The 25446-nt window shown below is 65.6% G+C and carries 23 protein-coding genes and 2 pseudogenes; 7 read left to right on the top strand and 18 right to left on the bottom strand.

Annotated elements, in window-relative coordinates; all coding sequences use genetic code 11:
- Positions 1-19: 19 nt before the first annotated feature.
- From MFM001_RS09985 to MFM001_RS09970, 4 genes are read right to left on the bottom strand one after another with little or no spacing between them, the layout of a single operon-like run.
- On the bottom strand, positions 20-1051 hold the full coding sequence (locus MFM001_RS09985) for an amidohydrolase family protein (protein WP_116375125.1): 1032 nt from the start codon (positions 1049-1051) through the stop codon (positions 20-22).
- Complete coding sequence (locus MFM001_RS09980; RefSeq protein ID WP_116375124.1) at positions 1021-2040, bottom strand: VOC family protein; 1020 nt, start codon at positions 2038-2040, stop codon at positions 1021-1023. The genes MFM001_RS09985 and MFM001_RS09980 overlap by 31 nt, the downstream gene beginning before the upstream one ends.
- Positions 2040-2909, bottom strand: a complete 870-nt coding sequence (locus tag MFM001_RS09975) for an alpha/beta fold hydrolase (protein ID WP_116375123.1) — start codon at positions 2907-2909, stop codon at positions 2040-2042. The genes MFM001_RS09980 and MFM001_RS09975 overlap by 1 nt, the downstream gene beginning before the upstream one ends.
- Entirely contained in the window at positions 2906-4429 is a 1524-nt protein-coding gene (locus MFM001_RS09970) for a bifunctional 3-(3-hydroxy-phenyl)propionate/3-hydroxycinnamic acid hydroxylase (protein WP_116375122.1), read from the bottom strand. The genes MFM001_RS09975 and MFM001_RS09970 overlap by 4 nt, the downstream gene beginning before the upstream one ends.
- 83 nt (positions 4430-4512) lie before the next feature.
- On the opposite strand from MFM001_RS09970, the gene MFM001_RS09965 reads away from it, so the two are divergent.
- The 4 genes and pseudogenes from MFM001_RS09965 to dmpG all read left to right on the top strand — a co-directional run bounded on the left by MFM001_RS09965 (position 4513) and on the right by dmpG (position 7432).
- A complete protein-coding gene (locus MFM001_RS09965) occupies positions 4513-5145 on the top strand; it encodes a TetR/AcrR family transcriptional regulator (RefSeq protein ID WP_116375121.1) in 633 nt (210 codons plus the stop codon).
- Positions 5142-5930 carry a 2-keto-4-pentenoate hydratase gene (locus tag MFM001_RS09960; RefSeq protein ID WP_116375120.1) on the top strand — a complete coding sequence of 263 codons (789 nt, stop codon included), beginning with the start codon at positions 5142-5144 and terminating at the stop codon, positions 5928-5930. The genes MFM001_RS09965 and MFM001_RS09960 overlap by 4 nt, the downstream gene beginning before the upstream one ends.
- 39 nt (positions 5931-5969) lie before the next feature.
- Positions 5970-6407, top strand: a pseudogene (locus MFM001_RS09955) (acetaldehyde dehydrogenase (acetylating)); the annotation flags it as partial.
- An 11-nt stretch (positions 6408-6418) separates the two neighbouring features.
- Positions 6419-7432, top strand: coding sequence for a 4-hydroxy-2-oxovalerate aldolase (gene dmpG, locus MFM001_RS09950; protein ID WP_116375118.1), 1014 nt, complete (start codon positions 6419-6421; stop codon positions 7430-7432).
- A gap of 37 nt (positions 7433-7469) precedes the next feature.
- On the opposite strand, the pseudogene MFM001_RS24825 reads toward dmpG, so the two are convergent.
- The 5 genes and pseudogenes from MFM001_RS24825 to MFM001_RS09930 all read right to left on the bottom strand — a co-directional run.
- A pseudogene (locus tag MFM001_RS24825) lies at positions 7470-7682 on the bottom strand (pyridoxamine 5'-phosphate oxidase); the annotation flags it as partial.
- Positions 7683-7716: 34 nt separating this feature from the next.
- Positions 7717-8094, bottom strand: a complete 378-nt coding sequence (locus MFM001_RS09945) for a DoxX family protein (protein ID WP_116375117.1) — start codon at positions 8092-8094, stop codon at positions 7717-7719.
- A 24-nt stretch (positions 8095-8118) separates the two neighbouring features.
- Positions 8119-9309, bottom strand: a complete 1191-nt coding sequence (locus tag MFM001_RS09940; protein ID WP_116375116.1) for a cytochrome P450 — start codon at positions 9307-9309, stop codon at positions 8119-8121.
- Positions 9306-10244 carry a fumarylacetoacetate hydrolase family protein gene (locus MFM001_RS09935; RefSeq protein WP_116375115.1) on the bottom strand — a complete coding sequence of 313 codons (939 nt, stop codon included), beginning with the start codon at positions 10242-10244 and terminating at the stop codon, positions 9306-9308. The genes MFM001_RS09940 and MFM001_RS09935 overlap by 4 nt, the downstream gene beginning before the upstream one ends.
- A complete protein-coding gene (locus MFM001_RS09930; protein WP_116375114.1) occupies positions 10241-11368 on the bottom strand; it encodes a VOC family protein in 1128 nt (375 codons plus the stop codon). The genes MFM001_RS09935 and MFM001_RS09930 overlap by 4 nt, the downstream gene beginning before the upstream one ends.
- Before the next feature lie 145 nt (positions 11369-11513).
- Between MFM001_RS09930 and MFM001_RS09925 the strand changes: the two genes are divergently transcribed.
- Both MFM001_RS09925 and MFM001_RS09920 read left to right on the top strand, forming a co-directional pair.
- Positions 11514-12119, top strand: a complete 606-nt coding sequence (locus tag MFM001_RS09925) for a TetR/AcrR family transcriptional regulator (protein WP_116375113.1) — start codon at positions 11514-11516, stop codon at positions 12117-12119.
- A gap of 122 nt (positions 12120-12241) precedes the next feature.
- Positions 12242-12529, top strand: a complete 288-nt coding sequence (locus MFM001_RS09920) for a WXG100 family type VII secretion target (RefSeq protein WP_116375112.1) — start codon at positions 12242-12244, stop codon at positions 12527-12529.
- Between the two features lie 81 nt (positions 12530-12610).
- Here the strand turns inward: MFM001_RS09920 and MFM001_RS09915 are convergent, their stop codons facing one another.
- The 4 genes from MFM001_RS09915 to hisN form a co-directional block, all read right to left on the bottom strand.
- On the bottom strand, positions 12611-13819 hold the full coding sequence (locus MFM001_RS09915) for an acyl-CoA dehydrogenase family protein (protein ID WP_116375111.1): 1209 nt from the start codon (positions 13817-13819) through the stop codon (positions 12611-12613).
- Positions 13820-13845: 26 nt separating this feature from the next.
- Positions 13846-15234: an acyl-CoA dehydrogenase family protein gene (locus MFM001_RS09910; RefSeq protein WP_116375110.1), complete on the bottom strand. Its 1389-nt coding sequence runs from the start codon at positions 15232-15234 to the stop codon at positions 13846-13848.
- 92 nt (positions 15235-15326) lie between these two features.
- Positions 15327-16415 (bottom strand): AmmeMemoRadiSam system radical SAM enzyme, encoded by a 1089-nt coding sequence (gene amrS / locus MFM001_RS09905; RefSeq protein WP_116375109.1) that lies wholly within the window; start codon positions 16413-16415, stop codon positions 15327-15329.
- A 24-nt stretch (positions 16416-16439) separates the two neighbouring features.
- Complete coding sequence (hisN, locus tag MFM001_RS09900; protein WP_116375108.1) at positions 16440-17222, bottom strand: histidinol-phosphatase; 783 nt, start codon at positions 17220-17222, stop codon at positions 16440-16442.
- A gap of 23 nt (positions 17223-17245) precedes the next feature.
- Here hisN and MFM001_RS09895 point away from each other — a divergent pair, with 23 nt between their 5' ends.
- Positions 17246-17566, top strand: a complete 321-nt coding sequence (locus tag MFM001_RS09895; RefSeq protein WP_116375107.1) for a hypothetical protein — start codon at positions 17246-17248, stop codon at positions 17564-17566.
- Here MFM001_RS09895 and MFM001_RS09890 read toward each other — a convergent pair.
- The 5 genes from MFM001_RS09890 to MFM001_RS09870 are packed head-to-tail and all read right to left on the bottom strand — an operon-like array spanning position 17469 to position 25209.
- The gene (locus MFM001_RS09890; RefSeq protein WP_255422233.1) at positions 17469-18602 is read right to left on the bottom strand and encodes a tellurite resistance/C4-dicarboxylate transporter family protein; all 1134 of its coding nucleotides are present in this window, start codon (positions 18600-18602) and stop codon (positions 17469-17471) included. The two genes, MFM001_RS09895 and MFM001_RS09890, sit on opposite strands and share 98 nt — an antisense overlap.
- Complete coding sequence (narI, locus tag MFM001_RS09885) at positions 18589-19338, bottom strand: respiratory nitrate reductase subunit gamma (RefSeq protein ID WP_238159078.1); 750 nt, start codon at positions 19336-19338, stop codon at positions 18589-18591. Before narI ends, MFM001_RS09890 begins: the two co-directional genes overlap by 14 nt.
- Positions 19326-19958 (bottom strand): nitrate reductase molybdenum cofactor assembly chaperone, encoded by a 633-nt coding sequence (gene narJ / locus MFM001_RS09880; protein WP_116375105.1) that lies wholly within the window; start codon positions 19956-19958, stop codon positions 19326-19328. Before narJ ends, narI begins: the two co-directional genes overlap by 13 nt.
- On the bottom strand, positions 19955-21526 hold the full coding sequence (gene narH, locus MFM001_RS09875; protein WP_116375104.1) for a nitrate reductase subunit beta: 1572 nt from the start codon (positions 21524-21526) through the stop codon (positions 19955-19957). The genes narJ and narH overlap by 4 nt, the downstream gene beginning before the upstream one ends.
- Positions 21526-25209 carry a nitrate reductase subunit alpha gene (locus tag MFM001_RS09870; RefSeq protein ID WP_116375409.1) on the bottom strand — a complete coding sequence of 1228 codons (3684 nt, stop codon included), beginning with the start codon at positions 25207-25209 and terminating at the stop codon, positions 21526-21528. Before MFM001_RS09870 ends, narH begins: the two co-directional genes overlap by 1 nt.
- Positions 25210-25446 lie beyond the last annotated feature (237 nt).

The following is a 25446-nucleotide window of genomic DNA, read 5'->3' as shown; positions in this document are numbered from 1 at the left end:
CGTCGGGGGTTGTGGATAACTACCGGGCGTTCGTCAACCGCGCGATGCCTCGCATCACGGAACGGCTTACCTCGTGACGCACCCTTTCTAGAGGCGACTGTGAGACCTGTTGTGGCGCAGCGCCAAGCCGAGGGAACAGTGCCAGCGCGTTGGTGCGTTCGATGCCCCTGCGGCCATCGGCGTCCAGCCCGGCATAGGTTTCCAGCCCGGCCGCGAAGAGCTTTCCGGCCGCAACCGGAGCGAACGGCCAGTCGGACCCGAACGTGATGTGGCCAGGCTTGGCGAACGCCACCAGGCTGGGCAGTGCGGCAGCGCTGGAGGACAGCGCGGTGTGGAAATAGAAACTCGAGAAGTCGTCGATGCTGTCGGCCCAACTGCGCCCGGTGTCGGCGGTGATCGCGAACGCCATCCGGTGACTGGCATACGGCACGAACCCGCCGGCGTGGCTCAGGATGAACCGGATGTTGGGGTAGCGGGTTCGAATGCCGTTGCGCACCAGCAGGTAGGCGGCTCGGGTGGTGTCGAGCAGGAAGTCGGCCGCGAACGGCGGGATGCCCGGCACGGTCGGTCCCGGCAAGTCAGCGGGATGGATGAAGACGACGGCGGAGCGCTCGTTGAGTGCCTCGAACAGCGGGTCCTGGCCGTCTTGGCCCAGGTACACCCCGGCGTTGTTCGCTAGCAGCACCACCCCATCTGCCTTCAATCCATCGAGTGCCCGAATGGTTTCCGCGACGCTGGCATCGATGTGGGGCATCGACACGGTGGCGAAAAACCCGAACCGGTCAGGCTGTGTCGCAGCCAACTCGGCGCTGTAGTCGTTGAGGTCACGCGCCAGCGCGGCGGCGTCGGCCGCGCTAGACAAGAAGGTGGTACCGGGGGTAGACACCGACAGGATCGCGGTGCCGATGTCGAGCTCGGCCATCGTCTGCAACGACGCCTCCGGGCTCCAGTCAGGCAGCGCCCTCCCGCCGGCTTCGTCGATTCCAGCCTTCTGCAACGCCTTTCGGTAATCGGGCGGGATCAGGTGATGATGGGTGTCGATTCGCGCCACGCGTCCTCCTTGCCGGATAGTGCGGGGATGACGTCCTCGCGGCGGACCAGCGAGGCGGCCGCCGTTTTGAACTGAATAAGTTTGTCGACGATGGTCTGTCCCTCCGGCGTGTGGCCCCAGATGCTGATTCCCTGGTATGTCGTGGGTTCCCAGGTCTTTTCGTCGACGACAATCGGGTTCCATCCCACTTCCCATTCGAAACCCGATGGCGTCGTCGCGTAATAGGACAGCTCACGGTCGTTGGTGTGCTGGCCGATGGCCAGTGCCATGGAAAAGCCGAGTTCTTTGACCCGTTGATAGGAGGCCGCCATGTCGTCGAGATCGGCGACCTGGATGTTGAGGTGCTGAACACGGGTGCGAATCGGGTTGATCGGTAGCCGGTTAACGGCGGCGATCGCCACCGAGTGGTGGCGCTGGTTGACTCGTAGGAAGCGGATTTTCAGCTTGACACCACTGATGGTTTCGTCGATGTAGTCGGACAACCGCGCGCCGAACACTGTGTCGTAGTAGCCATGTACCTGGTGCGGCTTCTTTGTCGTCACGGCGACGTGTCCAATCCCGGCTTCCGCGGTGACGAAGCCGTCGCGCACCGCAATTTCCAACGGTGTGCTGCTGGAGTACGCGCGCGTGAAGATCTCCTGCGCCAAGCCGTTCGGTCCGGGGAACCGCACAAGTCGCTCGACACCACGCAGCGCGGCTTCCTCTGCAGTGCCTTCGGTCAAGGGCACTCCCTGCCGGGTGACCCGCGAGATGACTTCGTCGAAGGTGTTGTGGTCGTCGAGTTGCCAACCCAGCGCGGTGACATCTTCGGCCGGGCCGCGCTGCAGCAGGAAGCGGCATTCGCTGTCGTCGAGCCGAAACCGGATCACATCGGACAGCGTCTCATCCAGATGCATGCCGATGGCGTCGCGGCCGAAACGGCGCCAGTCGCCGAACTTGTCGGTTTCGATGACGACGTAGCCGAGGTGCACGTTGCCGAAAATGTCCATTAGCCGAAAACCGAAGGTGTGCTCAGGAATTCGGTGACGAGCTGGTTGAAGAGCTCGTCGCGCTCCCACTGCAACCAGTGGCCGGTGTGCGACGTCATCACCAGTTGCGCGTTGGGCATCAGGTTGAGCAGCATCGGCCCACCGGACGGCCTGTTGACTCGGTCGTCGCGGCCCCACAGGATCAGTGTCGGGGTAAGCAGATCCGTGAGCCGGGAGTCTCGGGTCAGGTCCATGCGCCACAGCGTTCGCAGCGCCGTCGCCCGGGACGGGCGTTGTAGTGGTGGATTCGCCACCACCTCGGGATCGATCGACGCCGCATACCGCAGGTCGATCAAGTCGTCGGGGACCGAAGCACCGTCGTAGACAAGGTAATTGCGGATGAACTTCTCGAGCTTGTCCCGGCTGGGACCGTCGCCGCCGTAGTACGACAGCAAACTCTTCAGCCCGGCCGTGGGAAGACCGCGGGTGGTGCCGATGCCGCCGGGGCCCATCAGTACCAACTTGGCGACCCGGTCCGGCGTGTCCAGGGCCAGCCGCAGGGCGGCCGCGCCGCCGTAGGAGTTGCCGACCAGATGTGCGATGTGGACACCGAGTTCGTCGAGCAGGCCGCGGATCATGTCGGCGAGGTAGCCGAACGGGTCATGCTGGTCGACGCCCTTGCATGAGCGTCCGTAGCCGGGCATGTCGGGCACGATCACCCGAAAGCGTGCTGCAAGCGCGTCGATGTTGCGCGAGTAGTTGGAAACACCGGAGGCGCCGGGGCCGCCGCCGTGCAGCATCACCACTGGAGAGCCACTGCCGGTTTCGGCTACGAAGATCGGCTTGCCGGCCACCGTGACAGTGTGTTCGGTCAAATTGGTTGTGGTCATGCGGTGGCCTCAGTCTTGACGCGGATGGCTGGCGGTAGGGGCAGCTGGTGTCCGGATTCGGCTGCGGCATAAATGAATCCGTCGGGTCGCAGTACGACGGCCGCCGCCCTTTTCCGCCGCAGCCAATCGATCAGCGTGGGTTCGGTGATCTGTAGAGACGGAACGCCCAGTTCGGTCCAGGCCTGCGCGCCGGCCGGCGGCGCGCCGACATGCAGGATGGCCCACCGCCCGCCGAGGACATCGTCGAGGCGAACCCTCGCACCCGTGGCGTCCGACACCCACGGCTGCGGGATCTGCCAACCGACAGCACGGTGATTGCCGGCGGCGAAGAAGCCCTCGCGGTAGCGGGCATCGGGGATCCAGGTCAGTCTCTGCAGGCGGGCGTCGAGGCCGGGCAGACGGGTGAGCGTGCGCAGCACATGGTTGCGTACCGCGGCGACGACTCGGTTGCGCTCGGTGATGATCCGGCCGGCGAAGCAGGCACGCCGGGTGACCTCGATGACGTGGGGTTGACGTTCGGCCTGGTAAGAGTCGAGCAGCGAGTCGGGTGCTTGTCCGCGGACGACGGCGGCAAGTTTCCAGCACAAGTTGGCGACGTCGCGCACTCCGGCCGACATGCCCTGGCCGATCCACGGCGGCATGGCGTGCGCGGCATCGCCGGCCAGAAAGACCCGACCCACCCGCCAACGGTCTGCGACGCGGACGTGGTGGCTGTAGATGACGGCCCGCAGGATCTTCACATTCTCGGGCGTAATTCCCTGGTCGCCCAACACCTTCCAAATTGCGGCTTCGCGCAACAGTTCTTGGTCGTCTTCGCATTCGCGCGCGGGGTACTCCCAGCGATGGTGGCCGAGGGGGGTGGGGCAGTCGACAGTCGGTCGGGCCGGATTGCAGTGGAACCGCAAGCGGTCGTGGGTATCCCATTCCTTGAGGACTTTGGTGTCGATGACGACCCAGCGCTCAGAATAGGTGCGGCCGGTGTAGCCGACGCCCAGATGACCGCGGGTTGCCGAGGATCCACCGTCGGCGGCGATCACATAAGACGCGCGAAACCGCTTGAAGGTGTCGGTACGTAAGTCGGCCAGCATGAGCTCGACTTCGGCGCCCTGAGGCAGTACACGCAGGCATTCGTGTTCCAGCAGCACGTCGACGTCCGCGAAACGCTGCACGCCCTCGCGCAGCACGTGGTCGACCGCGGGCTGATACAGGAACTGCTGCGGTGGATGTCCGCTCCCGCGCGAGGTGATTTTCAGGTCGATGAAGGGAACGCCGTCCGCGTCGACGAAGTTCAGCGGCCGGTCGGGCAGCATGTCCTGCTGCAAGCGGTCAGCCAGGCCCACCGACTGCCATATCCGCATCACCTCTTCGTCGGTGGAGATCGCCCGCGCTCGGTTATACACATCGGAATCACGCTCGACCACAAGCACTTTCAGGCCGGCCTGCCCCAACAGGTTCGCGGCTGTGGCACCGGTCGGCCCATAACCGATCACGGCTACGTCATAGCTATCTGAAGTGCTCACGATGGCCTCTTGTCGTCAGGGCTTGTTCTGTAGTGATCACTACGGTAATGTAGCGATCATTACGGAGTCAAGAGGAGACCGGAATGGCAGCTAAGGATCAGCCGAAACGGCGCAAGCGCGCCGACGGCGAACTGTCACGGGAACGCATCCTCGACGCCGCCACCGAAATCTCGGCGGAGCGCGGCTACGAAGGCACCAGCATCGCGCTGGTCAGCGCCAAATGCGGTTTACCGGCCAGTTCCATCTACTGGCATTTCAAGGACAAGGACGACCTGATCGCGGCGGTCATCGAGCGCAGCTTCGCCGGCTGGTTGAAGGCCTGGCAGGTCCCCAGCGAAGGCGCAGCAGATGAGCGCGTCGTGGGCATGGCGATGCAAATCGCGAAGGCCCTGCTGGACTCACCCGACTTCATTCGACTCGGGCTGATGCTGGCGCTGGAACGTCGACCCGTCGAGCCGCGGGCGCGAGCGATGTTCATCCAAGTCCGGACGCAAACGCAGGAGCAGCTTGCCGCGACGCTGGCTGAACTGGGCCCAGGACTTACCGACGCCCAGATCCACCAACTGGTCACCTACGCGATCGCCGGCGCCGACGGGCTGTTCATCGCCAAGGAGATCGGCGGCGACGCCGTGGACCTGATCGGGCTGTTCGAGTTGCATGCCCACGCGCTTTACGACACCGCCGCGCGGATGCTATCCGAGAGCGCCGGCCAATGACCCTGACACGCAACGTGATCCAAGAGAGTGCCGATCTGCTGAATGCGGCTCAAACCACCCGAACGCCGATTGGTCCGCTCACGGAGCGCTATCCCGGGCTAGCCGTCGCTGATGCCTATGCCATCCAGCAGGTCAATCTGCATCGCCGCCTCCGTGACGGGCGCGCTCTGGTAGGTCACAAGATCGGCCTCACCTCCGAGTCGATGCAAATGCTGCTCGGGGTCGACGAACCCGATTTCGGCTACATCCTCGACGACATGGTGCTCGCCAACGGATCGGCGGTGCCCGTCGCTCGGTTCTGCGCGCCCCGGGTCGAGGCCGAGGTCGCCTTCCTGTTCCGGGCTCCGTTGCGCGGACCTGGGATCACGGTCGACGAGGTCCGCGACGCCACGGAGGCGGTGGCTGTCGCGTTGGAGGTCGTCGACAGCCGAATCGACAAGTGGCGGCTGACGCTGCCCGACACCGTCGCGGATAACGCCAGTTCTGGAGCAGTTGTCCTCGGTGAGTGGGTGTCGTTCGACGATGCCATCGACCTGTCCTGTGCGCGGGCATCGTTGTGCGCCAACGGAACCGAAATGGACTCGGGGACGGGTGCCGCGGTGATGGGCGATCCCGTTGCCGCGGTCGCCTGGCTTGCCAACGCGCTGGGTTCATTCGGAACCGAGATCATGCCCGGTCATTTCGTCATCTCCGGATCGATCACCTCGGCCCCGTTCGTACACGCCGGCGACGACGTCGCCACCACCATCAGCGGTCTCGGTGCGGTGTCGCTGAGCTTCACGTAAGGCACAACCATGGGTACCGAGCTCGACCTCACTCTGGCAGCCACCGTGCCGATCGTCACCGCGGTGGCGCGCAGCGGAACTGTGTCGTATGCCGAGGTTGTGTCGTCGATCTCCTCGAAGTCGGCCAGCCCCGGCACTCGCGCGGGCATCGATGAATTCATCGAAACCGCAGCGGCCGCACTGCAAGTCGACGGCGGAGCGCAGCGCGCCAAGGCGATCATGGTCCTCAACTCGGCCGAGCCGCCCATCATGATGCGCAACACGGTCTACTGCCTCGTCGACGGGGGCGTTGACCATCAGCGGATCGAGAGCGACGTGCTGGCGATGGTCGAGCGTGTCAGAGAGTCCGTGCCCGGTTACCGGCTGAAGCAGCGTATTCAGTTCGAAACGTTCAGTTCTCAGAACCCGTTGCATATCCCCGAGACTGGCAAGTTCACCGGCTCCCGGGTGAGCGTTTTGGTCGAAGTCACGGGTGCCGGAGCCACATCATGATCTACGTCAGCGATGTCACCCTGCGCGACGGCATGCATGCTGTGCGCCACCAATACAGCATCGAGCAAGCCGCGACCATTGCTGCGGCACTTGACTCCGCCGGGGTGGATTCCATCGAGGTCGCGCATGGCGACGGACTGGGTGGATCGAGCTGCGTCTACGGTTTTGGCGCCCGCACCGACCTGGAATGGATCGAAGCCGTTGTCGCCGTAGTTCAAAATGCCAAGGTTGCCACTCTGGTACTGCCCGGCATCGGCACCGTGCGCGAGCTGAAGGACGCACACACCGCGGGTGCCGATGTCGTGCGGGTGGGCACGCACTGCACCGAAGCCGACATCTCCGCCAAGCACATTGCTGCAGCGCGCGAACTTGGGATGGATACTGTCGGCTTCCTCATGATGAGCCATATGACTACGCCCACCGCACTGGCCGGTCAGGCCAAGCTCATGGAAGCGTACGGTGCCACCTGTATCTATGTCGTCGACTCCGGCGGTGCCATGACCATGGGTGACGTCGCGGACCGCGTCGACGCGTTGCGCCAAAGCCTGCTACCCACAACGGAAATCGGTATTCATGCCCACCACAACTTGTCGCTGGGTGTCGCCAATTCGATCGTCGCCGTCGAGCACGGCGCATGTCGCGTCGACGCTTCACTGACGGGCATGGGCGCAGGCGCCGGCAACGCACCGCTCGAGGTGTTCATTGCGGCTGCCAACCGCCTGGGCTGGAAGCACGGCTGCGATCTTCATGCCCTTCAAGACGCCGCCGACGATATCGTCCGCCCGCTGCAGCAGCGACCGGTGCGCGTCGACCGCGAAACTCTCACACTCGGCTACGCAGGGGTGTACTCGAGCTTCCTGCGCCATGCCGAAACCGCCGCAACACGTTACGGCGTCGACGCCCGCACCCTGCTCGAAGAGGCCGGACGCCGCGGGTTGGTCGGTGGCCAAGAGGACATGCTCGTCGACATCGCGCTTGACCTGAGTGCCGAGAAGGACTCGGTGGAGTGAGCACCGGTCCGCTGCGACTTATACAAGGGCGACACCAGCTAACGGCCATCATCACGTCAACGACCGGCTCGGGTCACGGTCTATGACGGCGTCGGCGTACACCTGAAGGAAAGAGAACGTCCAGCGCTCGGCCGAGCACGCAAAGACTGACCTTCCCATCCCGTGCTACGGCGTTCGCCTTCGCCCGTCCCGCCATGGTTGACACGAGGACCTCGTCGTCTTCGGTAGGGACGTAGTACACGATTGACATTGCCGGCCCGTGGTGGCGACGACGGTAGAGGGGATCACAGGATCGTTGACCACGATCCACCCGGTGCGGCGGCAGCGAGCGCAACCACCGCGATGGCAGCTGCAGCCGTCAGCACTGCCGGGAGCGCCCTGGCGGCTTTGTCTTCGGCTTTGATGTGGTAGCCGACGGCGCCGAACATGAGTAGGCACACCGCGGCACCGGTCAGGATGGACAGCGCAGGAAAGGCGATTCCAACCAATAGAGCCGCTGCCGCCGCGACCTCGGCCACTCCAATGATTCGGTCCAGCCCGGCGCTTACCCCAAGATGCTCCGCGCTTGCTCGAACAACACTGAGCTGTAGGAGCTTTGGAACTCCGGTGACAGCCATCTCCAGCGCCAAGAAAGCGGATACGATGATGAATGCAAGGTGCATGACGCTCCGATCGAGGAATGGTTGCTACGCGGCGATCAGCTTGAGGGGCAGGCGTTCATGGCGGCGAATGATGTTGTTGATCGCCCATGTCGGTGGGCCGGCGACTTCGATCCGGCCTACCCTCTCGATGAGCGCGCGAAGCACGGCGGTCGCCTCCATTCGAGCCAAGCTTTGACCGGCGCAGGCGTGGGCGCCCTGCCCGAACCCGATTTGACGGCCGGCGTCGCGGCGGATATCGAAGACCACGGGCTCCTCCCACTCACGTTCGTCTCGGTTCGCCGAGGCAAACATCACCAGGACGCGCGTGCCGGAAGAAATTGTCACACCGTCGATTTCAGTCGGCTGGCGCACACAGCGCGCGAATGCGCGCAGTGGTGCCTCGTAGCGGACCACTTCATTGATGGCGTTCGCCATCAGCGTCGGCTTGTCCTTGAGTAGCTGCCACTGCTCGGGGTGTCTGGCGAACAAGTACAGCGTATTGGAGATGGCACTCATGGTGGTGTCTATCGATGGCACGAGATAGTCGACCATCAGCGGCGGGCATTCGGTGTGCGACAGCTTTCCTTGGTCGGCGGCGGTCATCAGTTCGTGTGCAATGCTGCCGTCGAGAAACGTGCGCTGGTGTACGACGCGGCGCGCGAAGCGCAGCATGCGTAACGTACCGGGCATTGCCTTGATCGCTTGCCAGTTGAGCGGGCCTAGGACGTCGAACGCGGCCCCACCCCACTCGATGAGGTGATCGCGTTGGTCTCGGGGCCAACCGATGAGGTCGGGAACGACGGCGAGTGGAAGCGCGGCCGCGAGGTCGCTGACACCATCGATCTCGCCTTTGTGGAGCGCCGCTTCGACGACCGCCGAAGCCGTCGCGTCCACGCTGTCGCTTATCTCACGCAACGCGCGCGGTAGCATCCGGTGCGCGAGAAGCTTCCGTCGCTGGTCGTGTTCGGCGCCATCGCTGGTGAGTGTCGTGCCGCGGGACAGTCGGTTGCTGATCGGATTGAGGGCGACCCCCTTTCCGGACAGGAAGGTGTTGTCGTCGAGCAGCACGGCCTTGCACTCGGCGTAGCGGGGAAGCGCGAACACCTTCTGCTTGGTCAACCACACCACTGAACCGAGGCCCCGTAGCCGCTGGTAATGAGGGTAAGGATCGATGATGGCGTCGACGGAGTAGATGTCTGGCTTGTAGACCGGGACTCGGGATGGTTTGCGTTTCATGCGTACCTCACGGTGTTGCGCTGAGCGCCGAGGTCGACGGCGCCGTCGTCCGTGGCAATGGCGGTCTCCACGACGTCCCCGTCGTGCAGATACTTGGTGTTGCCGGATTGCCGTTTGAAGAAGGCCTTCCACTTCACCGCGGGCGGTAGCAGCGAGCCGATGATCTCGATCGGCTTTGGCGGGGCGCTCAGCGCGGTGCCGGCGGGAGTACCGGTCATGATCAGGTCGCCGGCGGCCAGATCCTGGAAGCGTGCCAGCGACTGCAGCGCCTGCACCGGCCGGTACAGCATGTCGTCGTCGACCAGCATGTCCTGGCGCAGTTCACCATTCACGCGCAATCGCAGCCGAAGGTCGCCAAAGCGTTTCAGTTCGTTCGCGTCCAGCAGCACCAACGCGGGCCCGACCGGGGTGAAGGTGGGGTAGGACTTCGCCTCGTAGAACTGGGTCTGCGGCAGCTGGATGTCGCGCGCCGACACATCGTTGGTAACCACCAATCCGGCGATGAATTCGGACAGGTTTGTATCGGAAATGGTTGTGCCGACAGGAATGTCGCGGCCAATGACGAGACCGATCTCGACCTCGTAGTCCAGGAATCGGACATGGGCCGGTTTGACGATGTGATCGAGCGGCCCGGTGATCGACGCCGACGACTTGCGGAAGAACGTCAGCGGGATGGTCTTGGGATCCATGCCGGCGTCCTTGACATGGGAGGCGTAGTTGGTCATCTGCGCCACCACCCGGCACGGCGTGGTCACCGGCGACACCAGGTCGAGGCTGTCGACGGGAACGGTATCGCCGCGTGTGGCGGCGGCGTCGATGGTGGCGCGGTCGGCCAGCATCCCGGCGGTGGTGGTTGCGCTGGTATCGATCTTGGCTGCACCAGTTGGGGTTTCGACCCACCAGGCGTCGACGGTGTGCAGGATGGAGATGGTCATGACTTGGCAACTTTCAGTAGGCCGATGAGGCGGTGGATGTCGAATTCGTTGTCGCCGCGAAGCGCGGTCAACACTGCTAGGGCTTCGCCGCGGGCGTGTCTCGGGCTGGTGCCCAGGAAGTCCTTGGTGGCCGGTGGTCCCCATTGCGCGAGGCCCGAGGCGGTGAACGGTGCCCAACCGGGTTCGAGGGTGTTGTCGAACATGTCGCCGTCGGTGAAGTGCTCGACCAGGAAACCGTCGGGGTCGCGCCAGTAGTCGAAGATCTGACTACCCTGGATGTGCCGGCCGATCCCCCAGGACCGTTGGTAGCCATGGTCTTTGAGATACTCGCCGCCGGCTGCAAGCGCGTCGAGGTCACACACCTGATACGCCGAGTGCACGTAGCGGTTTGACGGGCCCAGTACTAGGGCCAGGGTGTGGTGATCGGCGGGCGTCGAACCGCGGTCGCAGCGGATGAAACTGAGGGCCGGTCCGCGGTCACGCTGGCCGGGGAAGAACAGGAAGTCGCTGACGATCATCCCGAGGTTGTCGAGGTACCAGTTCAGTGCGGCAAGGTATTTGGTGCTCTGAAGTACGACGTGGCCCAGTCGCTGGACCTTGGTGGGAATGCGTGGCGGTCGTTGGGTGGCGTTGACGCGACGAAGGTCGTGGCCGAAGTTGAACGTGTGAGGTACTTGGTGTCCGGCAAGCGCTTCGAGCGGATGTGTGCCGGCCACAACGCGTACCGGGATGCCGCTAGGATCGACCAGGTCGACGGTCAGCCCGCGGATGGTGTCGGGCAATGGGCGGGTCCGCGCGCCGGTCGCCTTCGCCAACCGAAGCAGGTCGGACTCGTCGTGCGCGGTGAACGCTATACCGCGGAAGCGTGTGGTTGCGCCGCGGCGGATGATCACGCACGGTGCGCCCGCGTCGGTGCCGCGCAGTTGCAGTTCGGTGTCGCTGCGCAGGACGGTTGCGAAACCGAAGGCGTGCGCGAACGCCTCCGCCAGGGTCAGGTCGGGTTTCTCGAATTCCAACCACGCGATGTCGTGAACCTTGATGACCGGGTTGCGTGATCGGCCTGGATGCTCGCCCGCGAGGGCGCCCTGCTCGCTGTGCAGGTCTTGGTGCGCTGTCTTCGTCATGGTGTGTTGGCTTCCGTGTGCGTTAGAAGTATTGAACATATATGTTCAATATTAGTCAAGTATGCCTCTCACATTGCAAAATCTGCATTGATGGAACATAGGTGTACTATCTGATCGTTCGTTGGACCGAACCTAGGAAAGCTCCATGACCACACCCACGGATCAGCGGATCAGCGACGCCGCCGTCCGACTGTTCGTCGAAAAGGGAACGACGCAGTTGACCATCAGCGAATTGGCCCAAGCGGCGAACGTGGCCCGTGGCACCCTCTACCGCAATATCGGGTCCGTGAGTGACTTGTTTGATCGCGTGGTCGCCGAATTCAGCGCAGACCTGCATCAGCGAGTCTCGGCGAGCTTCGCCGGCATCGACGACCCCGCGGCGCGGCTAGCTACCGGCGTGCGATTGTGGGTTCGCTACGCGCATGAGAATCCGACCCTCGGCCGCTTCGCCGTTAAGTTCGGATTGTCCGAGGAATCACTGCGCGCCGTGATGACCGGACCGCCCATGCGTGACATCAGCGCTGGCGTCGCAGCCGGTCGGTACGACTTCGGCTCGCTGGGCGTCGACAGCATCGCCTCGCTGGTCCTCGGCGCCACTGTGAGCGCGATGTGGATGGTGCTCGAAGGCCATCAGACCTGGCGCGAGGCCGGGTCGTCGACGGCCGAGCTTTTGTTGCGCGCCATGGGGATCGAGCCGGGCGAGGCTCACGAAATCTCGATGGTCGAGCTACCGCGTTTGTCGACGGCATAACTACCGAATGGCCGCCGAGCCGCGGCACCAAAGACCAGCGAGCACCGCCGAAATTGGTGTCATGAGCACACCGACGCATCCAGTAGCATCGATGCAACCGCAAACGCAAACGGAGCAACGCGATGACTGAACAGGTATGGAACTTCGCCGGCATCGAAGGCGGAGCCAGTGACCTTCAGGCTGCGGTCCAGACCACCCACGGCCTGCTCGACGAGGGCCGGGGTTCGCTGACCACGCTGATGGCGGCGTGGACCGGGTCCGGTTCGGAGGCCTACCACGCCATCCAGACCCGGTGGGATCGCACCGCGACGGAACTCAACGATGCGTTGCAGAACCTCGCAAACACGATCAGCGAGGCCGGCCAGGCGATGGCCCACACCGAAGGAACGGTCACCGGCCTGTTCAGCTAGCCCGAGTGTGCGGCCAGGCACACAGTCGGCGTCGAGCGTGCGGCCAGCCGCACGCTGGCGCACGGCGCGGGGCGCGCAAACTTACTTGAGTTCGGCCGAACTCAGCCCCAGCAGCCGTCGCGCCACCACCAGCTGCTGGATCTGCTGTGTGCCCTCGAAGATGTCCATGATCTTCGAATCGCGTGCCCACTTCTCCAGCAGAGACTGCTCGGAATAGCCTGCGGTGCCGGCCAATTCGACGGCCTTACACGTGATGTCGCTGCCGACGCGGCCGGCCTTGGCCTTGGCCATCGACGCTTCTTTGGAGTTGGGGATGCTGTTGTCGGCCTGCCACGCCGAACGCAGCGTCAGCAGGTAGCTGGCCTCCCAGTCGGCCTCCATCCGCAAAAACTCTGCGGCGGCGGCACTTTGGGCGTGCGACGGCTTGTCGTAGGAGATCTCGACACCGGCGTTCGTCAGGATCTTGCGGAGCTCCTCCAAGGCGGCGCGGGCTACACCGACGGCCATGGCGGCGACAACCGGCCGGGTGTTGTCGAAGGTCTCCATAACCCCGGCGAACCCCTTGCCGGGCTCGATCTCCGGGTTGCCCAGCAGGTTGTCCTTGGGGATCCGTGCGTTGTCGAACCGGATCACCGCGGTGTCGGAGCCCTTGATGCCCAGCTTGTTCTCGAGCCGCTCGACAGTCACACCCGGGTGCTCCCGCGGCACGATGAACGACTTGATCGCCGGACGCCCCTTCGACTTGTCCAGCGTCGCCCACACCACGATGTGCGTGGCGCGCGAACCCGCGGTGACGAAGATCTTCTCGCCGTTGATCACGTACTCGTCGCCGTCGAGCTTGGCGGTGGTCGACACGGCGGCGGAGTCCGATCCGAATCCCGGTTCGGTGATGGCCATCGCCGCCCACACCTTGCCCAGGCGCTGCAGCTGTTCGTCGGTGGCCACACCGGAGATCGCGGCGTTTCCCAGCCCTTGGTAGGGCATCGAGAGCATCATCGCCGCGTCGCCCCAACTGGCTTCCAACGCTTGCAGCACCGCTGCCATGTTGGCGCCGTTGCGGTTTTCGTCCTTGCTTTCGCTCGCTCGGAACGCTTCGGCCCCGGAGAGCCCCAGGCCGTTGGATTCGACGGCTCCTTCGAACAGGTTGGCCAGCGTGTCGAGCTCGACGGGATAGGCGTGCTCGTTCAGGTCGTACTTGCGTGCGATCGGCCGCATCATCTCGGCGGCACCCTGGTGCGCCTTGTCGATGACGGCATGCATCTTGCGGGGAAGTTCCAAATTGATTGCCATGATTGGTCTTTCGGGTTGCAGGTCTTTTAGATAACTACGACGCCCTCGGCGACGCCGATGGCTCGCAGGTCGCGGTACCACCGCTCGACCGGGTGTTCCTTGGTGTAGCCGTGACCGCCGAGCAGCTGCACGCCGTCCAGGCCGATCTGCATGCCCTTGTCGGCGCCGAGTCGCTTGGCCAGCGCCGCTTCACGGGTGAACGACAGGCCCTGCTCGGCCCGTGCCGCGCCGCGCCAGGTGATCATCCGCAGGCCGTCGAGCTCGATCGCGATGTTGGCGCACATGAACGCCACCGACTGGCGGTGGGCGATCGGCTCCCCGAACGCTTCGCGTTCTTTGACGTAGGGCACGACGTAGTCGAGCACCGCGTGCGAGGTGCCGACCGCCAATGCCGCCCAACCCAGCCGGGATAGCGCGATCGCCTCGGAGTAGTCGGCGTCGCTGGCGTCGTCCTCGCCGAGGCGGGCGCTCAACGGTACCGACACCTTGTCCAACTCGACCTGGCCCAGCGCCGCCGCACGGATGCCCATGCTGGGGTCGGGCTTGACGGTCAGGCCCTTCGTCGACGACTCGACGATGAACAGCGCCGGCTTGCCGTTGAGTTGCGCGGCGACGATGAACAGCTCGGCGTCGGCGGCCGCCGGCACCAACGACTTCACCCCGTCGAGCCGGTAGCCGCTCGGAGTGCGCACTGCTGTGGTCTTCAGGGCCGTCGGGTCGAACAACGGCTGGGGTTCGGCGATCGCCACGCACGCCTGCGGAACGTTCTCGCCGGCGAATTCCTTGAGGTACGTGGCCTGTTGGTCGGCGCTGCCCCAATGGGTGAGCGCCGCCGCCACACCCGCGGGCGCCAGAATCGGCAGGGCCAAACCCATGTCGCCGTACGCCAGCGCCTCGGCCACAAGCACATTGGTGACGCTGGAGCGGTGTTCGGCGATGCCCTCGAAGTCTTCCGGAACGTTGACGGCGGTGATGCCAAGCTCCGCCGCCTTGGCGATCAGGTCCGGCGGATAGGTCGTGGCTTCGTCTGCGTCATGCGCGGCCGGGCGCAGCACCTCTTCGGCGAACTCTTCGACGGTTTGGACGATCAGCTTCTGGTCGTCGTCGGGCGTCAGGTCGAAGTAGTCCTTGCCGCTTGCCTTCAGCCGGGTGGGCCCACCGCGCAGGCCTTGAACCTTCTTGAATTGCCGGTTGGTGGCGCCGGCGGCGGAGAACATCGTCTTGACGCCGTAGCGCAGGGTCTTGTTCAGCGGGTCGCGCAGGTGGTATTTGTCCAGGAAGTCCTGGCCGACGATCGGGGTGAGCAGCGCCAGGCTGATGTCGATCCCGGTTCGCTTGTGTTTGTATTCGCCGACGGCGGTCTTTCGGCCGGTTCGCTTGGGGCGTCCGTTGGTGGCGGGGACGGTGTTGGTCATGTCAGCAGCCTTTTTATTGAGCACGGTCGTTGGGCCAATGCGGTACCGCCGATCTTACTCCGGAGTAAGATAGAACGCGCCTGTTAAATACTTCACACCTTGCTCAGGCTGGTCAGCAGCGGCAGGCGCCGTCGCCCCCATTGCCCCGCCGGGCCGTCGTAGACACCCGCCACCCGGAAACCACACTCGCGGCAGCGGCCGTCGTCGGTCAGCGCGTAGCCCCGCATCGCATACCAGTCGCGCACGACGACCGCCGACCCGCACCCCGGACACGAGGTGGTTCCGCCGTCGGGGTCATGGATGTTTCCGGTGTAGACGTAGCGCAGGCCTTCCGCGATGCCGATCCGCCGGGCCCGCATCAGCGTCGCCGGTGGGGTCGGCGGCGTGTCGGTCATCTTGTAGTCCGGGTGAAATGCGGTGAAGTGCACCGGCACATCGACGCCCAGGTTCTCGGCGATCCAGGCGCACTGCGCGGCGATCTCGGCGTCGCTGTCGTTTCGGCCGGGTATCAGCAGCGTGGTGATCTCCACCCACACGTCGGTTTCGCGGCACAGGTAGATCAGTGTGTCCAGCACGTCGTCGAGATGTCCGACGCACACCTTGCGGTAGAAGTCTTCGGTGAACGCCTTCAGGTCGACGTTGGCGGCGTCGATGTGCCGGTAGAACTCCGCGCGTGGCGCAGCGCACATGTAGCCCGCCGTCACCGCGATCGATTCGATGCCCCGCTGGTGGCAGGCGTCGGCGACATCTGCGGCGTATTCCCAGAAGATGGTCGGATCGTTGTACGTGAAAGCCACACTGCGACAACCCAATTCGTCGGCAACCCGGGCGATGTCGTCCGGCGTGGCGCGGCTGGTCAGGGTGTCGGTCTCGCGGGACTTGGAGATGTCCCAGTTCTGACAGAACTTGCAGGCCAGGTTGCAGCCCGCGGTGCCGAACGACAACACCGCCGAGCCGGGCAGGAAGTGGTTGAGCGGCTTCTTCTCGACCGGGTCGACGCAAAACCCGCTCGAGCGCCCGTAACTCGTGAGCTGGATCTGATCGCCGATGCGGCCGCGGACGAAGCACAGGCCGCGCTGGCCCTCGTGCAGCTTGCAGGCCCGCGGACACACGTCGCACTGAATCCGGCCGTCGTCGAGGCGATGCCAGTGCTGTGTCGGGATCGTGAACGGGTCGGTCATCGCGAAAGCTCCCGACGCTTAAGGTTACGCGCGCAGCCTGGCTAGCACCTGCTCGTGCAACAGTCCGTTGGTGGCCACCGCGGTGCCGCCGTGCGGGCCGGGCGCACCGTCGAGGCTCGTGAACGTCCCGCCCGCCTCGCGCACCAAAATGTCGAGTGCGGCAAGGTCCCACACCGACACCTCCGGTTCGGCGGCGACGTCGACGGCCCCCTCGGCCACCAGGCAGTACGACCAGAAGTCGCCGTAGGCGCGCACCCGCCACACGTCGTCGGTCAGTTCGACAAAGCGGTCGCGCAGCCCGAGTTGCGCCCACCCGGAAAGGCTGGAGAACGACAGGCTGGCCGCGCTCAGCTCCGCCACCGAGGACACCGACAGCCGTCGCGGCGGATAGTTGCCGACCGTCGTGAACGCGCCCTCGCCGGCGGCCGCCCACCACCGCCGCTGCAGCGCGGGTGCGCTGACCACCCCGACGCGCGGCACGCCGTCGTCGAGCAACGCGATCAAGCTGGCCCACACCGGCACCCCGCGGACGAAGTTCTTGGTGCCGTCGATCGGGTCGACAACCCACTGCCGCCCGCTGAAAGCCGTTGAGCCGCCGAACTCTTCGCCGACGATGCTGTCGTCGGGACGCTCGCGGGCCAGCGCCTCGCGCAGCTCGGTTTCGACGGCCCGGTCGGCGTCGGTCACCGGCGTGAGGTCCGGTTTGGTGTCGACCTGCAGATCCAGCGCACCGAACCGGGCCAGCGTCACCGCGTCGGCGCGGTCCGCCAGTGCCAACGCCACGGCGAGATCGTCGGGGCGCGTCATGGTGGTAGTCCTACCATGGCCGAATGGGCTGGGAAATCGGTGTGCTTCTTTTGCTGATCGGCGCGGTGCTGGTGCTCTTGGCGCCCAGGCTGCGTCAGCGACGGACCGCCGACGCGCTCAGCGGGACCTTGCTGGTGACCGGCGTCAGTCCGCGGCCCGACGCCGCCGGCCAGCAGTTCGTCACGATCGCCGGAGTGATCAACGGGCCGACCGTCAACGAGCACCCCGTCTATCAGCGCATGGCCGTCAACGTCGACGACTGGCCGACGATGGGTCAGCTGCTGCCGGTGCTGTACTCACAGAAGAATCCGGACAACTGGAGCTTTGCGCCTCCGGACGCCTGAGCGTGGTCACCACGTGGTGCAGCATCGCGACAAACGTGATCACCCACGCCGCCAAGGCGATCCAGCTTTCGTCGGCGCCGATGTATTCCACGATCGGCAGCCGGTCGGCCTTGCCCAGGTAGTCGCCGCCCACCCCGTACATGCCCAGCGGGAACACCACACTCCACAGCGGCGCCTCGTAGCGCAGCGGGATGCGATGCACCACGTGCTTCCAGATGCCGGCGCCGATCAGCGGCGGGATCAGCCAGGTGCCGAAGGCCCAGAACACCACTGACATTCCGGCGATCAGGCCGCTGGTGGCGTCGACCATCGGCGCGTGTGCCATCTCGACGATCCGGGCGCCGGCGACCACGGTGATCGCGGTGGCGCCCATCGACACCCACAGCGGCGGGGTGAGGTCCTCGGGTTTCAGCCCGTAAAGCAGCATCCGCGCGCCGACGAAGATGCCGGCGGCGCCGTAGAGGAATACCCCGACCGACCAGCACAGCACCGCGAGCAGCGCCAGTTCCCGTCGCCCGGTTTCCAGCTCGGGTTCCAGCGCTGCCGCGAGCACCGCGACCGACTCGCTTGCCACCACCCAGATGAACCAGGTGCCGTTGGCGTGCTGCAGAACCGGCCGGTGCGTGGTGCGCAACACCGCGGCCCAGGGCACCACGTAGCCCAGAACCAGCCACGCCAGCGAGCCGACCAGCAACAGCGCCAACGCAATTCGGTAATGGGTGTCGACGGCCAGCCGGGTGCCCAGCACGTCGGCGGCGGCAACGAACGTGAAGGACCCGAACGCGCGGCGTGGGTCGCGCAGGTCCGCGGCGAAGTCGGCGCGGAAAAGAACGATCCGTGCCGTGGTCAGAACGACCAGGACGGCGAAGAACAAAAAGCCCAGCCACAGCAACACCACCGACAGCGCGTACATGCCGTGGTTGTGCATCCCGATCGACACGATGCCGGTGGCCATCACCAGCGCGAAGTAGCCGGGATGCAGCGTTCGTACTGCTTCGCGGACGCCGGTTGCCCGGTCGGTCTCAGTAAGGGACACCAATCTTTCGCCACTTCCGCCCGCCGGTGCCCGGCTCTTGGGGCTGCTTCGCGACACGGCTGCGGATGACAATATAGGGCCGCCACAAGTACCACAGCGGATAGCTCCACGCGTGGACCAGGCGGCTGAACGGCCACACCAGGAAGATCGCCCACGACGCGACGGCGTGCACCTGGTAAAGCCACGGCGCGCTGGTGATCGCCCTGACGTTGGGGTGCAAGGCGAACAGGCTGCGGAACCAGACGCCGACGGTGTTGCGGTACTCGTAGTGCGAGGTGTCCTCGATGCCGAGGGTCAGGAAGATGCCCAGCAGCACGATGATGCCGAGCAGGATCAGCGCCAGGTAGTCGACGGCGCTGGTGGTGGCGCGCACGCGGGGGATGGCGGTGCGGCGGAACGTCAGTATGCCGGCGCCGATCAGGATGCCGACCGCGGCGGTCGAGCCGGCGACCGCGGAGAAATCCTGGTACCAGGTTTCGGGGATGCCGAGCCAGTCGGTGAACTCCTTGGGCACGAGGATGCCCAGGACGTGTCCGGCGATCGCGGCGAACGTGGCGTAGTGGAACAGCGGCGAACCCCATTTGAGCAGCCGGCGCTCCTGCAGTTGGGTCGAGCGGCTGGTCCAGCCGAACTGGTCGTAGCGCCAGCGCCAGATGTGGCCGACGACGAAGACGACGAGCGCGATGTAGGGCAGGATCACCCACCACCAGATGTTCCAGGTGGTCATGGTTGCCATGGCGCGCCCCCGCTTCCGTAGCCGGAGAGGTATTCGGGCGGGGCGAACGGCTCCAGCCCGACGTCTTCGCGGGGCGGGCCGGCCTCCCAGGCGGCCCGCACCTGCTCCAGCTCCCGCTTGCCGAGGCCGGGCAGGTCGGCGATCACCGCGGCGACGACGTCGGCGTAGGGCGATTCGGCCTTGGTCAGGTTGCGCCGCAACAACTCCAGGTCGGCGCGATGTCCCGCGAGCAGCCGCTTGCCCCGCGGGCACAGCGCGGCGAAGTCGAGCACCATCGGCAGGTAGTCGGGCAGCTCGTCGTCGGAGGGGACGAAACCGGCGTCGCGGTAAGCGGTTTTGAAGATGACCATCGCCATGCCGCGCTTGCGGGTGTCGCCGTAGCGGTAGTAGGTCAGATACAGCGTGCATCGCCGGTGCAGGTCGAATGTCTGCACGTAGTGCTGCGCCACCTCGTCGGGCGGGGTGGCGCGCAGCCAGCCCAGGAACCGGCCGAACGATTCCCGCGCCGGCTTCGGGGTGGTGTCGGCAGCGAACTTCTCGAGCGCGTCGAGACCGTCGAACAGTGCCGTCGTCGGGTATTGCAGCAGCACCGAGGCCAGCTTGACCGTGGCGGTGTTCATTGGCCAGCCTTGGGGAACATCCCGGGCGCCCGGTCCTTGCCGTTCCAGTTCAGCAGGTTGAAACCTCTTCTGCCACCGTCTGTTTCGGGAGGGCCGTAACCGCCCATGCCGGGGCCGCCGTCGGTGTCGAGGCTGCAGAACAGCTGCTCGTGCTGACCCATCAGCTTGCCGGCCTCTTCGGTGTGTGCCGGCGGAATCACATAGCGCTCTTCGTATTTCGCGATGGCCAGCAGCCGGTACAGGTCGGCGAGATCGTCGGTGGTGGCGCCGACCGATGCGGGCAGGTTCTCGTCGACGTCGAGGCCGAGCTGCCCGGCGCGCTGAATAGCCCGCACCGCAGCCAGTTTGCGCAGAACGGTGCGCACCACTTCGGCGTCGCCGGCGGTGAACAGGTTGGCAAGGTATTCGATCGGGATGCGCAGCGCGTCGATGGTCGCGAACACGTTGTCGGGGTTGTCGTCGTAGCCGGCGGCATTGACCACGTCGGCCACCGGTGACAGCGGCGGGATGTACCAAACCATCGGCAGCGTACGGAATTCCGGGTGCAGCGGGAGCGCGACCTTGTGCCGCACCGCCAGCTCGTAGACGGGGGAGCGCTGCGCGGCCTGAATCCAGTCGTGCGGGATGCCCGCCCGTGCGGCTTCGGCCTGCACGGTCGGGTCATTCGGATCCAAGAACACGCCGAGCTGGGCCTCGTAGAGGTCTTGAAGGTCGGGCGTGGCGGCCGCACCCAGCACCTTGTCGGCGTCGTAGAGGAACAGGCCCAGATAGCGCAGCCGGCCCACGCAAGTTTCCGAGCAGACCGTCGGCATGCCCTGCTCGGTGCGCGGATAGCAGAATGTGCATTTTTCCGCCTTGCCAGTGCGGTGGTTGAAATACACCTTCTTGTAAGGACATCCGGACACGCAGAACCGCCAGCCCCGGCAGCGGTCCTGGTCCACCAGCACGATGCCGTCGTCGGCGCGCTTGTACATCGCCCCCGACGGGCAGGACGCCACACACGACGGGTTGAGGCAGTGCTCGCAGATGCGCGGCAGGTAGAACATGAATACCTGCTCGAATTCCATCTTGACCCGGTCCTCGAGGCCGGCCAGGTTCGGGTCGTCGACGGCGAACTTGGGTGCGCCGGCCAGGTCGTCGTCGAAGTTGCTGCCCCACTGTACGGTCATGTCGCGTCCGGTCAGCGCCGAAATCGAGTGCGCGCTGGGGTTTGCGGTGCCCAGCGGCGCGTCGATGACGGTCTGATAGTCATACGTCCACGGGTCGCCGTAGTCGTCGATGCTGGGCAGGTCCGGGTTGTAGAAGATCGACAGCAGCTTGCGCAGCCGCCCGCCCGCCTTGAGTTGCAACCGGCCCTTGCGGTCCAGGGTCCAGCCGCCGTGCCACTGTTCCTGGTCTTCGTAGCGTTTGGGATAGCCGATGCCGGGCTTGGTTTCGACATTGTTGAAGTAGACGTACTCGGTTCCGGGCCGGTTGGTCCACACCTGCTTGCAGGTGACCGTGCACGTGTGGCAGCCGATGCACTTGTCGAGGTTCATCACCATCGCCACGTGCGCCATCACCCGCATCAGTACTGCACCTCCTGCGAGCGGCGACGGATGACGGTGATCTCGTCGCGCTGGTTGCCGGTGGGACCGTAATAGTTGAAGCCGAACGACATCTGGGCGTAGCCGCCGATCATGTGGGTCGGTTTGACCGCCAGCCGGGTCAGCGAATTATCGCCGCCGCCATGCCATCCCGACACCTCGGACTTCGGGGTCATCAGATGCCGGTCCATCGCGTGGTACATGAACACCGTGCCTTTGGGCATCCGGTGGGTGACGACGGCCCGGCAGGCCACCACGCCGTTGCGGTTGTAGGCCTCGATCCAATCGTTGTCGGCCACACCGATTGTGGCGGCGTCGGCCGGGCTCATCCAGATCACCGGCCCGCCGCGGAACAGCCGCAGCATGTGCAGGTTGTCCTGGTACTCCGAGTGGATCGACCACTTGGAATGCGGGGTGAGGTAGCGCACGGTGACGTCGGGCCGGCCTTCCTCACCGAGTGCCTGGTTGCCGAAGTGTCTCGAGTAGTTCAGCGGTGGCCGGTAAACCGGCAGCCACTCGCCGTATTCGGCGATCCAGTCGTGGTCGAGGAAGAAGTGCATCCGCCCGGTCAGCGTGTGCCAGGGTTTCTTGCGTTCGACGTTGACGACGAACGGGGAGTAGCGGCGCCCGCCGGTCTCGCTGCCCGACCACTCAGGTGAGGTCATCACCGAGCGCGGCTGGATCTGGGTGTCCTCGAATGTGATGTGTTCACCGGCGCGCTCCTCGGCCAGGTCCGCCAGACGCATGCCGGTGCGCTCCTCCAGCGCCTCCCAGCCTTGTAGTGCCACCGCGCCGTTGGTGGTGCCCGACAACGCCAGGATCGCCTCGGCCATGTGGACGTCGCGGGCCAGCGACGGCCGCCCGGCGGCGACCCCGCGGTGCACGGTGCCGTTCTTGCGGGCCAGAAAGTCCACGGCCGCAACGGGTTTCCAGGATACGCTCTTGACCTGGGTGCCGGCCGTCTCGACCAGCGGGCCGAGCGCGGCCATCTTCTCGGCCACCGCGCCGTAGTCGCGCTCGACGGTCACCAGCTTCGGCATGGTCTTGCCGGGCACCGGCTCGCATTCGCCGTAACGCCAGTCGCGCACCACCCCGCCGGGCTGGGCCAGCTCGTCGGCGCTGTCGTGCAGCAGCGGGGCGGCGATCACGTCGGTGCGGGTCCCCAGGTGCTTGGCGGCCAGCCGGGAGAAGTCACGTGCGATGGTGGCGAACGCGTCGAAGTCGGTGCGGGCGTCCCACGGCGGGGGGATGGCCGGGTTGAACGAGTGCACGAATGGATGCATGTCGGTGGTGGAGATGTCGTGCTTCTCGTACCAGGTGGCCGCCGGCAATACGACGTCGGAATACGTGCAGGTGCTGGTCATCCGGAAGTCGATGGCCACGGCCAAATCCAGCTTGCCGCAGGGTGCTTCGTCGTGCCAGCGCACCTCTGCCGGGCGCAGCTCTTCGGGGGTCTCGTCGGCGCGCACTGCGTTGTGGGTGCCGAGCAGGTGCTTCATGAAGTACTCCATGCCCTTGCCCGAGGACCCCAGCAGGTTGGCCCGCCACACCGTCAGCACCCTCGGGAAGTTCACCGGGTTGTCCGGGTCTTCACCGGCGAAATGCAAACGGCCACTTTGCAGTTCGTCGACCACGTAATCCGCGACGCTCTTACCGGCCTGCGCTGCCGCGTCGGCCAATTCCAGCGTGTTGCGGTCGAAGGTGGGGAAGGTGGGCGTCCAGCCCAGCCGGGAGGCTTGGGCCAGCGCGTCGACCACCGCCTTGCCGCGAAACAGTCCCGGGCCCAGCGGGGTGGACAGTTCGTCGGCGCCGAACTGCTCGTAGCGCCACTGGTCGGTGTGCAAGTAGAAGAACGACGTCCCGGTCATGTGCCGGGTGGGCCGTTGCCAGTCCAGCCCGAACGCGACCTGCTGCCAGCCGGTCAGCGGCCGCACCTTCTCCTGCCCCACGTAGTGCGCCCAGCCGCCGCCGTTGACGCCCTGACAGCCGCACAGCATGGTCAGTGTGAAGAAGGTGCGGTAGATCTGGTCGGAGTGGAACCAGTGGTTGGTGCCCGCGCCCATCGCGATCATCGACCGGCCCTTGGAAAGCTCTGCGCTGCGGGCGAATTCGCGGGCGACCCGTGCTGCCGCGGCGGCGGGCACCGAGGTGATCGCCTCCTGCCACGCCGGCGTATACGGTTGCGACGCATCGTCGTAGCCGGTGGGCCACTCGCCGGGCAGCCCGTCGCGGCGCACCGCGTAGTGGGCCATCAGCAGGTCGAACACCGTCGTCACCAGGCGATCACCGATTCGCATCACCGGGACGCCGCGGCGGATCGCCGCGCCGCCCTCGGTCTCGCCGATGTCGAAGCGGGGCAAGTCAATTGCGACCGCCTCGCCGCCGCGGCCGTGCAGACTCAACACCGGGTCGACGTCGCCGAGGTCGAGGTTCCACTTGCCCTTGCCTGCGTCGGTGTAGTGGTCGGCCAGCGTGCCGTTGGGCACGACCGGTTCTCCGGTCTTGGCATCAAGCAGTACGGTCTGGTGCACGGCGCGTTCGTCGTTGTGGCCGAGATCGGCGGCGGTGAGGAACCGGTCGGGCACATACGCATCGCCGTGTTCGCGCAGGGTCACCAGGAACGGGAGGTCGGTGTAGGTCTTCACGTACTGCTGGAAGTAGGGCACCTGCCGGTCGCGGAAGAACTCCGATAGCACCACGTGGCCCATCGCCATCGCCAGCGCGCCATCGGCGCCCGGCGCGCACGCGAGCCAATCGTCGGCGAACTTGGTGTGATCCGAGTAGTCGGGGCTGACGACGACGACCTTCTGCCCGCGGTAGCGGGCCTCGACCATGAAGTGCGCGTCCGGGGTTCGGGTGATCGGCAGGTTGGTGCCCCAGATGATCAGGTACGCCGAGTTGAACCAGTCGCCGGACTCCGGCACGTCGGTCTGGTCGCCGTAGACCTGCGGCGAGGCCAGCGGCATGTCGGCGTACCAGTCGTAGAACGACAGGATCGTGCCGCCGATCATCGACAAGAACCGCGTGCCCGCGGCGTAGGAGACCTGCGACATCGCCGGAATCGGAGAGAACCCCACCACCCGGTCGGGGCCGTAGGTCTTGATCGTGTGCACGTGGGCGGCCGCGATCAGCTCGCTGACCTCTTGCCACGTGGTGCGCAGGAACCCGCCCTTGCCGCGATTCTCTTTGTACCGGGCCGTGCGTGCCGGGTCGGCGGTGATCTCGGCCCACGCCTCGACCGGATCTTCAAGGCGCGCACGGGTTTCCCGCCACATCTCCAGCAGCGGCTGGCGGACGTACGGAAACTTCACCCGCGACGGCGAATAGGTGTACCAGGAAAACGAGGCGCCCCGCGGACAGCCGCGCGGCTCGTACTCGGGGCTGTCCGGGCCGACAGACGGATAGTCGGTGGCCTGGGTCTCCCAGGCGATGATGCCTTCCTTGACGAACACCTTCCACGAGCACGAGCCGGTGCAGTTCACCCCGTGCGTCGAGCGCACCTCTTTGCCGTGCCGCCACCGCTCGCGGTAGAACTCCTCGGCGCCGCGGCCGCCGCGCCGGTGTACCTCGCGATGGTCGGGAGTGGGTGTGCCGGCGGTGAAGTACTGCGCCTTGCGCAGCAGCGACTCGACTGGTTCACCGCCCGGTAGCAGCGGGGCGAGCAAGGCGTGCGGTGACTGCTCGGCGGTGGCGGCGTCGACACGCTCATCACCGGGCGACGGTTCAGTCCTCACGTCTGCCGTGTCAACCACGTGCGTGTGCTCCTAGCCCGACCCGGGACGATGGATTACGCCTACGCCTTCTCCCGTGATACCACCGGACGGGGCGGCGCGCTGGCAGGATCGCCGAGCAGACGCAGAATCGCACGATTCGGTGCCCGAACGTGCGATTCTGCGTCTCTC

It is taken from the genome of Mycobacterium sp. MFM001 (genome assembly GCF_003402475.1).
Lineage (GTDB): Bacteria > Actinomycetota > Actinomycetes > Mycobacteriales > Mycobacteriaceae > Mycobacterium.
The sequence above is the reverse complement of the archived record's forward strand: the minus strand, read 5'-3'. Positions and strand labels throughout refer to the sequence as shown.

Excerpts from the sequence above, each read along its gene's own strand:
- MFM001_RS09980 (WP_116375124.1), bottom strand. The coding sequence starts at position 2,040 with ATGGACATTTTCGGCAACGTGCACCTCGGCTACGTCGTCATCGAAACC.
- MFM001_RS09975 (WP_116375123.1), bottom strand. The coding sequence starts at position 2,909 with ATGACCACAACCAATTTGACCGAACACACTGTCACGGTGGCCGGCAAG.
- MFM001_RS09965 (WP_116375121.1), top strand. The coding sequence starts at position 4,513 with ATGGCAGCTAAGGATCAGCCGAAACGGCGCAAGCGCGCCGACGGCGAA.
- MFM001_RS09960 (WP_116375120.1), top strand. The coding sequence starts at position 5,142 with ATGACCCTGACACGCAACGTGATCCAAGAGAGTGCCGATCTGCTGAAT.
- dmpG (WP_116375118.1), top strand. The coding sequence starts at position 6,419 with ATGATCTACGTCAGCGATGTCACCCTGCGCGACGGCATGCATGCTGTG.
- MFM001_RS09945 (WP_116375117.1), bottom strand. The coding sequence starts at position 8,094 with ATGCACCTTGCATTCATCATCGTATCCGCTTTCTTGGCGCTGGAGATG.
- MFM001_RS09940 (WP_116375116.1), bottom strand. The coding sequence starts at position 9,309 with ATGAAACGCAAACCATCCCGAGTCCCGGTCTACAAGCCAGACATCTAC.
- MFM001_RS09935 (WP_116375115.1), bottom strand. The coding sequence starts at position 10,244 with ATGACCATCTCCATCCTGCACACCGTCGACGCCTGGTGGGTCGAAACC.
- MFM001_RS09930 (WP_116375114.1), bottom strand. The coding sequence starts at position 11,368 with ATGACGAAGACAGCGCACCAAGACCTGCACAGCGAGCAGGGCGCCCTC.
- MFM001_RS09925 (WP_116375113.1), top strand. The coding sequence starts at position 11,514 with ATGACCACACCCACGGATCAGCGGATCAGCGACGCCGCCGTCCGACTG.
- MFM001_RS09920 (WP_116375112.1), top strand. The coding sequence starts at position 12,242 with ATGACTGAACAGGTATGGAACTTCGCCGGCATCGAAGGCGGAGCCAGT.
- MFM001_RS09915 (WP_116375111.1), bottom strand. The coding sequence starts at position 13,819 with ATGGCAATCAATTTGGAACTTCCCCGCAAGATGCATGCCGTCATCGAC.
- MFM001_RS09910 (WP_116375110.1), bottom strand. The coding sequence starts at position 15,234 with ATGACCAACACCGTCCCCGCCACCAACGGACGCCCCAAGCGAACCGGC.
- amrS (WP_116375109.1), bottom strand. The coding sequence starts at position 16,415 with ATGACCGACCCGTTCACGATCCCGACACAGCACTGGCATCGCCTCGAC.
- hisN (WP_116375108.1), bottom strand. The coding sequence starts at position 17,222 with ATGACGCGCCCCGACGATCTCGCCGTGGCGTTGGCACTGGCGGACCGC.
- MFM001_RS09895 (WP_116375107.1), top strand. The coding sequence starts at position 17,246 with ATGGGCTGGGAAATCGGTGTGCTTCTTTTGCTGATCGGCGCGGTGCTG.
- narI (WP_238159078.1), bottom strand. The coding sequence starts at position 19,338 with ATGGCAACCATGACCACCTGGAACATCTGGTGGTGGGTGATCCTGCCC.
- narJ (WP_116375105.1), bottom strand. The coding sequence starts at position 19,958 with ATGAACACCGCCACGGTCAAGCTGGCCTCGGTGCTGCTGCAATACCCG.
- narH (WP_116375104.1), bottom strand. The coding sequence starts at position 21,526 with ATGCGGGTGATGGCGCACGTGGCGATGGTGATGAACCTCGACAAGTGC.